The organism is Flavobacterium sp., from assembly GCF_031537875.1.
GTDB lineage: Bacteria > Bacteroidota > Bacteroidia > Flavobacteriales > Flavobacteriaceae > Flavobacterium.
In genome coordinates this window covers 129,789-143,923 of record NZ_JAVKNB010000007.1, presented here as the reverse complement: position 1 = coordinate 143,923, position 14,135 = coordinate 129,789, and the positions used below count along the sequence as shown (strand labels likewise).

Genomic DNA, 14,135 nt, shown 5'->3' with positions numbered 1-14,135 from the left:
ACACCTTAGATTTTCAAATCATGAAAAAGAGCCTCAGTCAGTTAACTAAAATCATTTTGTTTTTTTTACTGCTAATTGTTTCTTGCCAAAACAGTAAAAAAGAAACTAAAAAAATGGCTGTTAAAACCATTTCTAATTATAAAACACTAGAACTTACTCCTTTTGACAGTACTTTAGTTGCGCCTTTTTTTAACCAATATCCCGAACTTAAAAAATTCCAAAATGAAGTAGTGACTTTGTACCAAAAACAACATTACAATTACATTTGGTTTGACCAAAAAGGAATCAAAGAAGTGGGGTATTTATTATACAACAAGTTGAATAACTTGACTTCTGAAGGTATCAATGCTAAAATTCCGTATCAAAATCAGCTGGACACTATTTTCCAAGAAGAAACGACTAAACAAGACCCCGAAGTCAATTCTGAACTATTACTATCCTGTATGTATTTTTTTTACACTGAAAAAGTATATACCGGTTTACCCATTGAAAAAAGCAATCAATTAGGGTGGTATTTACCTCGAAAAAAACAATCCTTTATCAACTATTTGGATTCTATTTTAGCCAAACCTTCTCTAATGGACAAAGATGAGCGGGAGATTCTTGGACAATATTACCGCCTTCGCGAAGTTTTAAAAAAATACCGCGCCTTGCAAAAAGAGCCTTGGAATCCTATCCAACTTGACTCAGCAGTCAGCCAATTAAAAGTAGGAGATAGTGCCAAAGCCATTGCTGAAATTCGGAACCGATTGTATCTGTTAGGCGACTTGGATTCGGATTCGAAAAGCACTCTTTATGACACCATTTTAACCAAGGGCATTCTCAATTATAAAAAACGAAATGGTTTAGGAATCAATACTAGTATTTCTAAATCAATCCTTAATCATCTCAACATTCCAATTGCTAATCGTATCAAAACCATCATCGTTAATATGGAGCGTTGTCGATGGTTTTCATCGCCTTTATCCACTTCCAAAACGTTTATTTTCATTAATATTCCGGCCTATCAATTGCGTTATTTTGAAAATGGGAAACCCGTATTACAGTCCAAAGTGGTCGTGGGCAAAGCAATGAATAAAACAGCCGTATTTAGTGCTGATATGAAATACATTGTATTCAGTCCGTACTGGAATGTACCTAAAAACATCTTGTACAAAGAAGTACTACCTGCCATTGAAAAGAATCCTAATTACTTGTATGAAAACGATATGGAGTGGTTTGAGGGCGGCATTCGCCAAAGACCCGGTCCGAAAAATGCATTGGGAGTGGTCAAGTTTATGTTCCCTAATTCGAACTCTATTTATTTGCACGATACTCCTTCCAAAAGTTTGTTCAACCAAGAAAAAAGAGCCTTTAGTCACGGCTGTATCCGACTTGAAAAACCAAAAGAATTAGCCCATCTCATACTGAAAAACGATCCCAATTGGACTTTTGAAAAAATAGAAACTGCTATGCATAGCGGAGTAGAAAAATGGTATGCTTTGCCCAAAAAAATTCCTGTTTATATTGGCTATTTCACGGCTTGGGTAACCAAAGATGGTGTAGCTCATTTCTATGAAGATGTGTACCAAAGAGATGAACGATTAGCCGCAATGTTGTTAGAAGAATAACAAATACGCATTAGAAATTAAAATGCAATCCTAGCACCACATTTCTTCCCATATTCAAAATGCTATCTGTTTTGAGTCGGGAAAGATGTGCCATGTATTTTTTATCCGTTATATTATTCGCATTCAAATTGACCTCTACCTTCATTTTTTTAAAATGAAGTGTTCCTCCTATACCTAAATTCAACAAGCTATACCCACCTGTTCTAGTCTCAAAACCACTTATTTTATCTTGATTGAATGTTGAAGACAAACTAATTGTAGCAAATCCTTCCTTTAACCATTTGCTATCGTTCCATTCGAAACGTAGTGTGTTATTCCAATTGTTAGCCGGAATCAAAGGCAAATACTCTCCGGTTTGTTTTTTGCCAGTAACAGTTTCATAACTCGTCTCAAAATGCAACCAATCCAAGGGATGTGGATGAAAATGCAGTCCAATTTCACCTCCATAAAGATTGGCATCGCTTTGCTTATAATTGTATACTTGAATAAAATTAGCTGCCGCCGAATTATAAAAAGTAGTTCCCGTTGGAGACAGATAGATATAATTCGCAATGTGATTGTAAAATCCGTTGACAAAAAATTCTATGTGATTCGTTTTGTACTCTAGATTCAAATCCGTCTGAAAATTCTGTTCGGTATTCAAGTTCGCATTCCCCACTTCGTAGCGATTGGCACCTTCATGAATTCCATTGGAAGTAAGTTCTGCTAAATTAGGCGCTCTAAATCCTGAAGCCAGATTCAACCTCAAAATACAATCATCTGCCAAACTGGTTTTATATCCTAACGAGGCATTACAACTTGTATACGATTTATTGATTGCCAAAAAGGAATTGTGCGTTTGAGTACTAATTGTTCTATTGTCAAAACGCAATCCCGCTTGAATAACATTCGATTTCCATTCGTAATTGGTAGTCCCAAAAAGACCAAAGTCATGAGTTATCGCATCTGGAATTAAATATTCTTCTGCCGAGTTGGTATTCGTTTGGCGCATTCCCTGCACGCCAATAATAGTTTCCATTGTACCCCAAGCAGGCAAATAATACTTTGCATTATAATTCAACGTATTCAACTTCATTTTTAAATTAGGAATGGTACTATCTTCAAATTCGCTTCGATCATTGGAAATGTATCCCAAATCCAAATCTAATTTGGATTTCTTGAAAAAGAGAATCGTATTTAAACTGAACAAATGATTGGTAACTGCTTGTTTGGGAAACAAAACTCTTTTACTATTGCTTTGTTCAGCTATACCCGTTGGAATTCCTAAATCAAGATAGTTGTAGTTGTATCGAAAAACAGTTGAAAAAGCCGCATTGCTATAACCGATTCCTGTTTTAAAATCGTTCTCTTGGTAACGAGTATTAGTTACCCGCTCGCCTCCTCCTGTGGTATAATCCGAATGGGTATTGAGTGAACCTCGTGCTAAAAATTTCCAATTTTCAGTTGACGTTTTTATTCCTAAAGTGGAATTACTCCCCAAGGTATTCGCAAACAGTTTTTGACCAAAATCAACTTTAAGCACATTGGGATTAGCAAATTTCTCCGGATTAAAATACAATACACCACCCAAGGCATCTGAACCGTACAATAACGAAGCCGGTCCTTTAATTACTTCAACGCTTTCCACTCCTGCATCATTTAAGCCTAAACCATGCTCGTCGCCAAATTGCTGATTCTCCACCCGAACACCTTGTGAATAGACTAAAACTCGGTTACCACTTAACCCTCGAATGACTGGTTTTCCTATTGAAGTCCCTGTTGACACCTGAGACACTCCAGGAATAGTGGCTAACCCTTCAATTAAAGTGGATGTTCCCTTAAGTGTTAAATTTTTGATGGTTTCATGGGCTACTTTCATTACATTTTGCGATTGTAATTTATTGAAAGCCGTCGATACCACCACCTCATCCATTTCAAAAATCGTAGGTTCTAGTTGAATGTCTAAATGGTTTTGTTTTTGAACTTTATAAATGGTTTTGTTTTGGGTTCCATAACCCATTAAAGCAAACGAAATAGAAATAGTCCCATTAGGCAAATTGGTCAAACTATAGTTGCCATTGGCATCTGAAAGTGTGCCTTTTTGAAGTTCTTGAATATAAATGGAAACGCCCTGAAGCGCTTTATTATTGGAATCCGTTATGATTCCTGAAACCATATTTTGTGCATATCCCAATATAGAATTTAATAGCTCTAGTACAAACAAAAAACGGATAATGAGTTGTTTTGATTTCATTGGCACAAAGATAATGAAACAAAAAAAGAAAACCATTTACAATCCAGAATTCTCTGAATCGTAAATGGTTAACTTAATTAATTGTTGAGTGGCTTACACCAATTGAGCTGCAATTAAATATTCTGCAATTTGAATGGTGTTGGTAGCTGCTCCTTTTCTTAAGTTATCCGCTACAACCCACATGTTTAAAGTATTCGGCTGGCTTTCATCACGACGAATTCTACCTACAAAAACTTCATTTTTACCCTCAGCATATCTTGGCATTGGATAGGTAAAAGTGTCCAAATTATCTTGCACCACTACACCATCCGTTTGACTCAAAATAGTACGCACTTCGTCCACATCAAAATCATTGGTAAACTCCACATTCAAAGCTTCGCTATGACCTCCTACTACAGGAACACGAACGGCAGTTGCAGTAACGGCAATACTGTTGTCACTTAAGATTTTCTTCGTTTCGTTAACTAATTTCATTTCTTCTTTAGTGTAGCCATTGTCTTCAAAACTGTCACATTGTGGAATACAGTTTCTATTGATTTTGTATTTGTACACCATATCACCTTCAATACCCGCACATTCGTTTTCAAATTGCTGTACTGCTTTTACTCCTGTACCCGTAATCGATTGGTAAGTAGAAACAATAATACGTTTGATGTTGTATTTTTTATGCAAAGGAGCCAATGCCAAAACCATTTGAATAGTCGAACAGTTAGGATTAGCAATAATTTTATCTTCTTTAGTCAATTCTCCTGCATTGATTTCAGGAACTACTAATTTTTTAGTAGGATCCATTCTCCAAGCAGATGAATTATCAATTACAGTAGTTCCTGCTGCTGCAAATTTTGGTGCCCATTCCAATGAAGTTCCACCACCCGCAGAAAATAAAGCAATATCTGCTTTCATATCGACAGCTGTTTGCAATCCCACTACTTTGTATTTATTCCCTTTGAAATCAATTTCTCTACCCACTGATTTTTCAGAAGCTACAGGAATTAACTCCGTTACAGGAAAATTTCTTTCTGCTAATACTTTTAACATTATTTCGCCTACCATTCCGGTAGCACCTACTACTGCTATTCTCATTGTATATTTTTATTATTGAATTCTAATTTTATTTGGCAAAAGTAACCAATACTCTACTCGAAACAAGGGGGTTCACAAAAAATAACAAATTGTTATATTTATAACATTTCTATTTATTTTTCAACAAATCTCTAATTTCCGCCAATAATTGTTCTTGAGTTGGCCCTTTGACTGGTTTGGGTTCGTCCTCTTTTTTGATTTTTTGTTGGGCTTTCTCATAGGCTTTCAAAACAATAAAAATACAAAAGCCAATAATTACAAAATCGAAAATAGTTTGAATAAAAGCGCCATAATTTAAGGTAACCTCAGCGATAGCAGGTGTTTTTTGCACCCCATGCTCTACCACAGCAGGAACACCATCTTGGAGAACTAATTTTAGATTTTTAAAATCTACTTTCCCTAAAAGTAACCCAATAGGCGGCATTAAAACATCATTAGTAAACGAAGTTACGATCTTCCCAAAAGCACCCCCAACAATAACCGCAGTGGCTAAGTTGACGATTTCGCCTTTCATCAAAAACGCTTTAAAATCAGAAAAAAATCCCATAGTATTTATATTAATTATTTATTCTCTGTAGAAAACTCGTTTCACTCGTTGTGAAATACTAGTTAGAATCTCATAGGGAATAGTATGTGTTTTTTGTGCCATTTCAATCACTGTTGGGCTTTCGCCAAAAACAATCACCGCAGCTCCTTCGGCACAAGCAATTCCTGTAACATCCACCATGAGCATATCCATGCACACGCTTCCTAAAATTAATGCTTTTTCCTTATTAATCAAAACATAACCTACTCCATTACCCCAAAGTCGGGCAATGCCATCAGCATACCCTATAGGAATTGTGGCTACTCGAGTTGGTTTTTCTGCCATAAATCGGCGACCGTAGCCCACGCTCTCTCCGGTAGGAACAGTTCTGATTTGCGAAATAACCGATTTCAACGTACTTACATTTTCCAGGTATTTTTGTTCTTCGCTATCATTAGAAACACCATACAATCCGATGCCTAAACGGACCATATCAAACTGACCTTCTGGGAAATTACTAATTCCAGAAGTATTCAAAATATGACGAATCGGTTGAATGTGTAACTCCTGCATCAATTGATTTGATAGTTCTTCAAACAATCGGATTTGAGCAAGTGAAAACGCCTTGTGTTCTTCGGCATCACTGGTGGCCATGTGCGACAAAATACTTTTTATCACAACACGTTGGTTTCCTTTCAAAGTCTGAATCAACTCCTGAATGGTATCGGCTTCAAAACCCAAACGGTGCATTCCTGTATCCAATTTAATATGAATAGGGAACTGATGTAAATTGTGCTGCTCTGCTATTTTAAGAAAGGCTTTCAGTCCTTTTAAACTATATATTTCGGGTTCTAATTCGTGTTGAATAATGGCCGGGAAGCTTGTCGACTCCGGATTTAACACCATAATAGGCAATTGAATCCCTGCATTTTTAAGGCTAATTCCTTCATCGGCAAAAGCCACTCCCAAATAATCAACTTGATGGTATTCTAATAATTTAGCAATTTCAAACCCCCCATTTCCGTAGCCAAAAGCTTTCACCATCACCATCATTTTAGTGTTGGGTTGCAATTTGGATTTATAAAAATTCAGGTTGTGACTAATCGCATTCAAATTGATTTCTAAAACCGTTTCATGTGTTTTTTCTTCTAAAGCAGCCACAATTTTTTCAAACTGAAAACTACGCGCGCCTTTGATTAAAATCGTTTCGTTTTCAAAATTCAGTTGTTCTAATTGGGCTAAAAAATCAGAGGTGTTTTTAAAAGTGATGCAATTTTGAAATTGATTTTCGAACTGAGCAATCGTTGCCCCAATTCCTATTACACGGCTAATTTTATTGGCAACCACTAACTGTCCCACTCTTGAATACAACTCCTCATTGGTCAAACCACTTTGAAAGATATCCGAGAGAATTACTGTTTTATTGGAAGATTGTTTTTGGCTTTCTAAAAAGTCCAAAGCAATTTTTAAAGACTGAAAATCGGCGCTATAACTGTCGTCAATCAAACTACAATTATTGATTCCGTCCTTTACTTTCAAACGCATTTCGACTGGATATAATAATTCCATTCGGTTTTGAATGGTTACTACATCATAGTTCAAATACAAAAGCACTAGCAAACACGAAATAGCATTTTCTATTGACGCTTCATCATGAAATGGAATGGTAATTTCAAACTGCCTCTTCGCTTGACGAACGCTTAAAATAGTGTTGTTAGTACTTCTTTGTTTGGTTAAAAACACATCCGCATCAGGAGCAGTACAACTCCACGAAAAAGTGGAAATGGCTGCTGGAATCAGTGTTTCTACTAGGTCATTTTTCTCGTAAATCAAAATTTGAGAACGATCAAAAAGATGTAATTTTTCTTTTATTTTTTCATCTGTATTCGAAAACCCTTCATCGTGTGCTGAACCGATATTGGTCAATACTCCAATGGTTGGTCGGATAATTGGCTCCAATTTTTCCATTTCGGAAACAGTAGAAATACCGGCTTCAAAAATGCCAAAATTGTGTTGTTCGTTAATCCCAATTACTGATATTGGAACGCCTACTTGCGAATTGTAACTTTTGGGACTTCGAATGATATTATAATCGGGACTTAATACAAAATTAAGCCATTCTTTTACGATGGTTTTGCCGTTGCTTCCTGTAATTCCAATTACTGGAAAATCAAATAAGGAACGATAATAAGCGGCAAAGTGTTGCAATGCCTCCAGGGTGTTATTGACAATTAAAAAATTGGCTTTGCCCTGACAGCCTTCAGGAATATGAGTTACCACAAAATACTGAACCCCTTTCTCAACAACCTCTTTGATATACGAGTGTGCATCATTATTGGGCCCCACCAAAGCAAAGAACAAGGTAGTCGAACTGTTTTGCAACGAGCGGCTATCAATGGCTACCGCATCAATGATGGCTTCTTTTGGATTGCCAACAAATTCAGCTTCTAATAAGGTAATGATTTTTTGGATGGGTATGTTCATGAATTCAAAAAGCGAGCAAGCTCATTTTATAATTTTGTTTATCAAAAATAGCACTTCTTTTCGAATTCAGGCTTTCGAACTATAAAATATAAAAGATGAGTCCAATATTTAAAGACTTCATATCGACTTTTGTGCCTGCTATTTGTGCTGTTTTGAATATTGGGTTTAACCCATAATAGACATACAAATTGACTCCCCCATAACCTGCCGACACATAGGTCCCGTACAAGAGTTTATTAAAATCGGCATTACCTGTAATGATACTATCTCCTGAACCACTTCGATACACAGAGCGATCATACAACAAATAACTCAACTTGATTCCTCCGTGGATGCGAAAAAAATTGTGATTTTCAAAAGTAGAACCTCTCCATCTGAACTCCAATGGAAGATCTACTAGTAATTGGGAAAATTTATTATTAGAATAGGATGTTGCATCCGTTAATACGGTGTAAACAGGCACACCATTTGCTGTAGTGATTGCAATGTTTTGACTGTAATTATTGAATGTCAATCCCAACCCAGGAGCAATGGCAAGATTTCTATTTTTATTAAGAGGCATGTCTCTCAAGAAACCCGCCGAAAAACCTGTGGAGAATTTATCGTTAGAAAAATCGGTTGGTGCGTTTTTTAATAAATTATACGTTACCCCAATATAAAACTGATCTTCTCGGTACAAGGAATCGATTTTTGTAGTTGACAGTGCTGTATTACTGTTTTCTTGTGCCAAAGTAGCAAAGCAAGAAAACAAGAATACTACAAATAAGACTGTTTTTTTAGTATTGAATGATAGTGCTTTCATCGGCAGTTGGGTTGGATTCTATACAAAGATACTACTTTTCGGTTGTCGGTTGTCGGTTGTCCGATATTGATTATCAGTTAAAAAAATTGGTAATCGCAATGCTGCAATCTAAAATCAATTTTTGCCGCGAAGACACAAAATCAGGAAATTATTACACGGAGGAAGAACGAAGAAATTTTTTGCTATAAAAAGAACCTCTAGTGATTTGCAAATTTTATTAAATCCTATAATTTTAATACCCTAAATAAATAAACGTATTGACCACTAAGCTGCGTGGGGTTTTGTCTATAACTTGTTGAATTACTCCACCATTGATACTCGATGCTGTAGCGGCATGGCTATGGGTATCCATAGTATGACTGTGAGTACCTGAAGAACCAATAATTCCTGTCGTAATGAGGCTAGCAAAATTACCTCGGTCTGTTATGTCTGAATAAGTTTCATTCATTGGTGAAGGGGCTACCCCAGTTTTAAAAGCATGGGGGTTATTCGCTGCATATCCTCCTGTTGAACTGGGAACAACATTAACAGGATGATCGTGGTAACCTCCATTTTGCATAGTGGCCACAGTATTGTTTACGGTTATAGTTGGTGCAATATTAGGTAATTGATTTTGGGCAAGCGTGGTACTCATACTTCCTGTTATGGTTCCTAAAGTGCCACTGGATTGCATTAAAACAGCATTCGTAGCGTCAGGGAGATTCGTACCAATCCCAAGTAAATTAGCTTGAATCTGTTGCGAAGCAGACAAAGAAGATTTTAGTCTACCATCTAACTTAACCCAACCGTTGTGATCGCCAGTTTGTATTCCTGTTTTAACATCGCCTAAAGTATATTGGTTAATCGGTAAATTACCAGCTATTAATTTATAATGAATTTTATCATAATCTCTATAGTCCCTGCTTCCAGTAGTTGTTACCACCTGTACATTATACGTTTCTCCTACATTTAAATTAACTTCAAATCTTCCTTCATATTCAGCCCAAATATTGCTACTTGTCGACTGATGATAATCTGAAGCTAAAATTGTTGTCCCGTTTCTAACATTGAAAGTTAGCTTAATAATACTGCCATTTGAATTCCAACCCGTACAATTAAAGATAAATTCATATCGTCCAGATACAGGCACAGTAAAGCTATAACCACTAGAGCTAGGTGCTTTCCCAATTGTTGTACTATATGCCTCTTGGTATAATTTTACTAAATCACTTGCTGTCACACTAGTTCCAGCCAAACTTGCCGTAGCAATGGTAGCCCAATTAGCTCCATTCCAATAATAATAACCCGCTTGTAATCCAACCGATCCCACATTGTAAACTAACAAACCTACTGCAGGGGATGGAATTGTTGCCGCATCAGTTACACCTGTTAAGGTTACTCGCGGTGGCAAAAATCCTTTGTTAGTAGCACTCACTTCTAACTTTGCTGATGCATCAGGAGTAGTAGTACCAATACCTGTTTGGGCATTCAAAAAATTAAAAGCTACAATTGAAACGAATACGAATACTAGTTTTTTCATTTTAATGCTTAAAAACCTAAGTAAATAAAAGTGTTAATAGACAAGCTTTTAGGAGTTATATTAATTTGTTGTTGTGTAACTCCACCGTTTAAGGGAATAGTTAAATTAAAGGTTTCTGTTGTACCGCCACCACCAGCATTTCCCCATGAAGTGCCGTTTACTCTTGAAAAGACTCCAGATGCAGTAGCACCTATTGCTGCGCCATGAGCCAATTCCGCAATTTGCCCGATGTAATTAACATTTGGAAGTTGATTTTGAGCCAAAGTAATTGAATTACTCCCAGATACTGTTCCAACACTACTCCCATTTTGAACTAAAAAAGCATTGGATGCATCTGGCAAATAAGTTCCTATCCCTAATATGGTTGCTTGTGCTTGTTGTGTTGCACTTAAGGTTGATTTTAATCTGCCATTTAATTTCACCCAACCATTATGATCTCCTGATTGAAATCCTGTTTTAACATCGCCATAATTGATAACCGACATCGCCGCATTCCCACTGATTTTTTTCCAAGTTACTCCTGTTTTTCCATTAAATTCGGAAACAGCAGCATAACTCCCATAAGATGCCCAACCTTTTATTTTATAAATGGCAGCTCCTGTAGTGGTAACTCTTACTACGCCTGTTCCTGTGGCGCCATTTGGTCCATAGGCTGCTAAAATTTCAGAATTAGGAACCAATGTTTCGGCGGGATCATAAATACCATATTCTCCTGCAAATGGAGGAGCACCCTGCGCACGTAAGAAATAAATCAACTCCCAAGTTCCAGCAGAAGGCAAAGTAAATGAAAGTACATCGGTTGGTGTCGCTGAACTTATTGTAACCGAAGTTCCTAAAATTGCTGAACCATATTCAGCAGCAACACTACCTGATCCACCTGCCGTAGCAATGGTAGTCCATACGGCTCCATTCCAATAGTAATAACCTGCAACCAATCCTGGATTATTACCCGTGTTGTATACCAACAAGCCTGTAGCTGGGCTAGGTATGGTGGTATTATCTGTACCACTAGTTAAGGTTACTCGCGGCGGCAAAAATCCTTTGTTTGTAGCACTCACTTCTAACTTTGCTGAAGCATCTGGCGAAGTCGTGCCAATACCTGTTTGGGAGTAAGAAACTGACACCATTAGGAATAACCCTAACACAAAGAAATGATTTTTAATCATTTGAATTAGATTAATATTTAATGATATAGTTTAAAGATAGAAATGGATTCATCACACTGAATGATGTTCCGCTTCCTGTACTATTGATCGAAATGCCTGTATAATTTGTATTAATATTATTCCAAGTTTTACTTCCAGCACCGTCTGCTGAAAACCCTGGTGGATTTCCTCCACTATTATTAAAGTCATCATTAACTGTTGACTGAGAATGTGTATGTCCCGGGTCATTTATAGTATGACTGTGGTTAGGCATTTCGGCAATTGCTAATGTCTTTGACTCAATACCCCCTATGCTTGCTAAAGTTCTATTAGTTAAGCCGGAACCTTGTCCAGTACCTACAATGGTTCTTGATCTCAAATCAGGTACATTAAAGGTAGTACTTCCGTTTCCTATTCCATAAGTTGTGCCTATTATTGCAAACAGATTGGCATACGTTGTTCTATTCACTGCCGCACCATCACAAATTAAATAGCCTGAAGGAGCTAGACTACCGGCAAACGCCGTGATAACTCCAGAAGGAGGAACTGTGGTCCAAGCTGGAGTACCAACTCCATTAGTAACTAATGACTGACCATTAGTTCCATCATTAGCAGGATATCCAGATATAGGCAAATTACCAGACATCTGTTTCATGTAAACTCTACAATAATCATTATTATAAATGCTGCCATAACCAGAAGTTGTTTGAACTAGTACATTATAGGTTTTCCCTGCCACTAAATTCACTTCCACTTTTCCATTATATTCTGCATGCACATTATTGCTATAACTAGTTTGCATATCAGATTTTAATACTGTTGCTCCATCTCTTACATAAAAATTCATGATAAGTATTCCTCCTCCATTTGATCCGCTACACGAAAAGTCAAATAAATAAGTTCCAGATGTTGTCACAGAAAAGGTAGCGCCATCTACATTTATGTTAGTTGCATTACCAACACCGTCATAAATTTTTCTCAAATCCGACGAAGCCACCCCATTACCTGCTGAAGTAGCAGTGGCTATGGTTGCCCAATTGGCTCCATTCCAATAATAGTAGCCAGCAGCTAATCCCGCATTATTCCCATTGTTATATACCAGTAATCCTTCAGCAGGAGAGTTGATAGTTGTTGCATCTATAGCACTTGTAAGTGTTACACGAGGCGGCAAAAATCCTTTATTAGTGGCATATACATCCAACTTTGCCGAAGCGTTCGGCGTAGTGGTACCAATACCCGTTTGGGCATTGCTCTGCCAAACACAAAAAAATGTTACCACAATAATTAAGATTCGCTTTTTCATCATCGTATTATTTCAATTTGGCTTCTAATTGGAGTAATCGAGCTTCCATATCGGCTTGTTGCTTTTTCAAGGTTTCAATTTCGGCTTGTTGGGACTGAATCACTTTTAAAGACAAGGCGTGTAAGGCTTGGTAATTTACTGATTTGGTTTGCATTTCATCGGTTCCCGTATTCACCATTTCAGGAAAAAGAGTTTCCACTTCTTGAGCAATTAAACCGTATTGTAATTTTGTATCTCGAGATCGATCTTGATTCCAATAATAACTTACCGGTCTTAATTGCAAATACTTTGCAATTAAATCATTAGTAATGGTAGTAATAGTATTTTTCAATCTTTTATCTGATCTTGCTGATAATGAAGTATAATAAATCCCAGCGCAAGAAAAATCAAAAGTAGCTAAGCCGCCTCCCCAACCTGAGGGCCAATCTGTCACATAAGTTCCCGCACTAGCCGGTATGATAACTCTAGATTGACCTGTTCGATTAATGATAATGGCATTATTACTAGCAGTAGTATTAAAATCCCAACTGGTATTTAAAACCATTTGATCGGTAGGATTATTAATCCCCATACTATACCCAAATGCACCATTCACGTCCAAACTATAATACGGCTTACCACTCCCTGTCCCCGCCGTTCTGACGCTTACAGTCGAATTAGCAGTTGTTGAGGCATTGTTAGTATTATAGACATATATACTCGGGCTTGATGTACCTCCAGGGTTTCCAAATGTGTTGCCATTTTCGATATGAAGCGATGTAGTAGGACTTGAAGTTCCTAAACCCACTTTTCCATAAGGATCTATTCGCAATCGCTCAATGCCTAACGTTCGCATTGCAATAGTACTACTCATATCAGCTACCGTTGAATACCCAGATAAATCAATAGAAGCTTGCGTATTTGTACTAGTTCCACCACCTGCCGATAATCGTAAGAATCCATCATCTGATGCATCTGACTGCGCTGTACCGCCACCACCTGCACCTACACCCCTAATTTCGTAACTACCCACACTCCCTGAATTTAGAGCAGGTCGGGTTGTTGCATTTCCAAAACCAGTGGCAATTCGAATGCCTCCACCTGCAATATTGAGTCTAGCAGTAGGCGATGTGGTTCCAATTCCCACATTCCCTCCATTAGGATTCAAGGCTAAATTATAAAAAGTGCCATAGGCCGATTTAGACCTGGCTTGCAACCATGAGTAGGTAGAAGAAGAACTCAATCCAAAATCCAAGACATGACTTCCTGTAGTACCACTCAAACGAAAGTTGCCATTGGCAGATGCGCCCGAAGTGGCCGGATCAGATGTAGTCGCTTCGACCTGAAATTTATTTACTGGCGTAGTGGTGCCAATACCCGTTTGGGCCCTCCCGCTCAGGAAAACCAAAAACAACCCTAGTACTGCTACACCTTTTTTCATATTGACTACG

10 protein-coding genes are annotated in these 14,135 nt (G+C 37.5%); 1 reads left to right on the top strand and 9 read right to left on the bottom strand.

The window, feature by feature from the left end; all coding sequences use genetic code 11:
- Positions 1 to 20: 20 nt before the first annotated feature.
- On the top strand, positions 21 to 1,610 hold the full coding sequence (locus tag RMR09_RS03665) for a L,D-transpeptidase family protein (RefSeq protein WP_310594462.1): 1,590 nt from the start codon (positions 21 to 23) through the stop codon (positions 1,608 to 1,610).
- A gap of 10 nt (positions 1,611 to 1,620) precedes the next feature.
- Here RMR09_RS03665 and RMR09_RS03660 read toward each other — a convergent pair whose 3' ends face one another.
- The 9 genes from RMR09_RS03660 to RMR09_RS03620 form a co-directional block, all read right to left on the bottom strand.
- Positions 1,621 to 3,843 (bottom strand): TonB-dependent receptor, encoded by a 2,223-nt coding sequence (locus RMR09_RS03660; RefSeq protein ID WP_409070953.1) that lies wholly within the window; start codon positions 3,841 to 3,843, stop codon positions 1,621 to 1,623.
- 93 nt (positions 3,844 to 3,936) lie between these two features.
- Positions 3,937 to 4,926 (bottom strand): aspartate-semialdehyde dehydrogenase, encoded by a 990-nt coding sequence (locus tag RMR09_RS03655; protein WP_310594461.1) that lies wholly within the window; start codon positions 4,924 to 4,926, stop codon positions 3,937 to 3,939.
- A 109-nt stretch (positions 4,927 to 5,035) separates the two neighbouring features.
- Positions 5,036 to 5,473 (bottom strand): large-conductance mechanosensitive channel protein MscL, encoded by a 438-nt coding sequence (gene mscL, locus RMR09_RS03650; protein ID WP_310594460.1) that lies wholly within the window; start codon positions 5,471 to 5,473, stop codon positions 5,036 to 5,038.
- Positions 5,474 to 5,491: 18 nt separating this feature from the next.
- A complete protein-coding gene (locus tag RMR09_RS03645) occupies positions 5,492 to 7,936 on the bottom strand; it encodes a bifunctional UDP-N-acetylmuramoyl-tripeptide:D-alanyl-D-alanine ligase/alanine racemase (protein WP_310594459.1) in 2,445 nt (814 codons plus the stop codon).
- A 79-nt stretch (positions 7,937 to 8,015) separates the two neighbouring features.
- The gene (locus tag RMR09_RS03640; protein ID WP_310594458.1) at positions 8,016 to 8,738 is read right to left on the bottom strand and encodes a porin family protein; all 723 of its coding nucleotides are present in this window, start codon (positions 8,736 to 8,738) and stop codon (positions 8,016 to 8,018) included.
- A 232-nt stretch (positions 8,739 to 8,970) separates the two neighbouring features.
- Positions 8,971 to 10,257 carry a hypothetical protein gene (locus RMR09_RS03635; RefSeq protein ID WP_310594457.1) on the bottom strand — a complete coding sequence of 429 codons (1,287 nt, stop codon included), beginning with the start codon at positions 10,255 to 10,257 and terminating at the stop codon, positions 8,971 to 8,973.
- An 8-nt stretch (positions 10,258 to 10,265) separates the two neighbouring features.
- Complete coding sequence (locus RMR09_RS03630) at positions 10,266 to 11,423, bottom strand: hypothetical protein (protein ID WP_310594456.1); 1,158 nt, start codon at positions 11,421 to 11,423, stop codon at positions 10,266 to 10,268.
- Positions 11,424 to 11,433: 10 nt separating this feature from the next.
- Positions 11,434 to 12,705: a tail fiber protein gene (locus tag RMR09_RS03625; RefSeq protein ID WP_310594455.1), complete on the bottom strand. Its 1,272-nt coding sequence runs from the start codon at positions 12,703 to 12,705 to the stop codon at positions 11,434 to 11,436.
- A 7-nt stretch (positions 12,706 to 12,712) separates the two neighbouring features.
- On the bottom strand, positions 12,713 to 14,125 hold the full coding sequence (locus tag RMR09_RS03620) for a tail fiber domain-containing protein (protein WP_310594454.1): 1,413 nt from the start codon (positions 14,123 to 14,125) through the stop codon (positions 12,713 to 12,715).
- Positions 14,126 to 14,135: the final 10 nt, after the last annotated feature.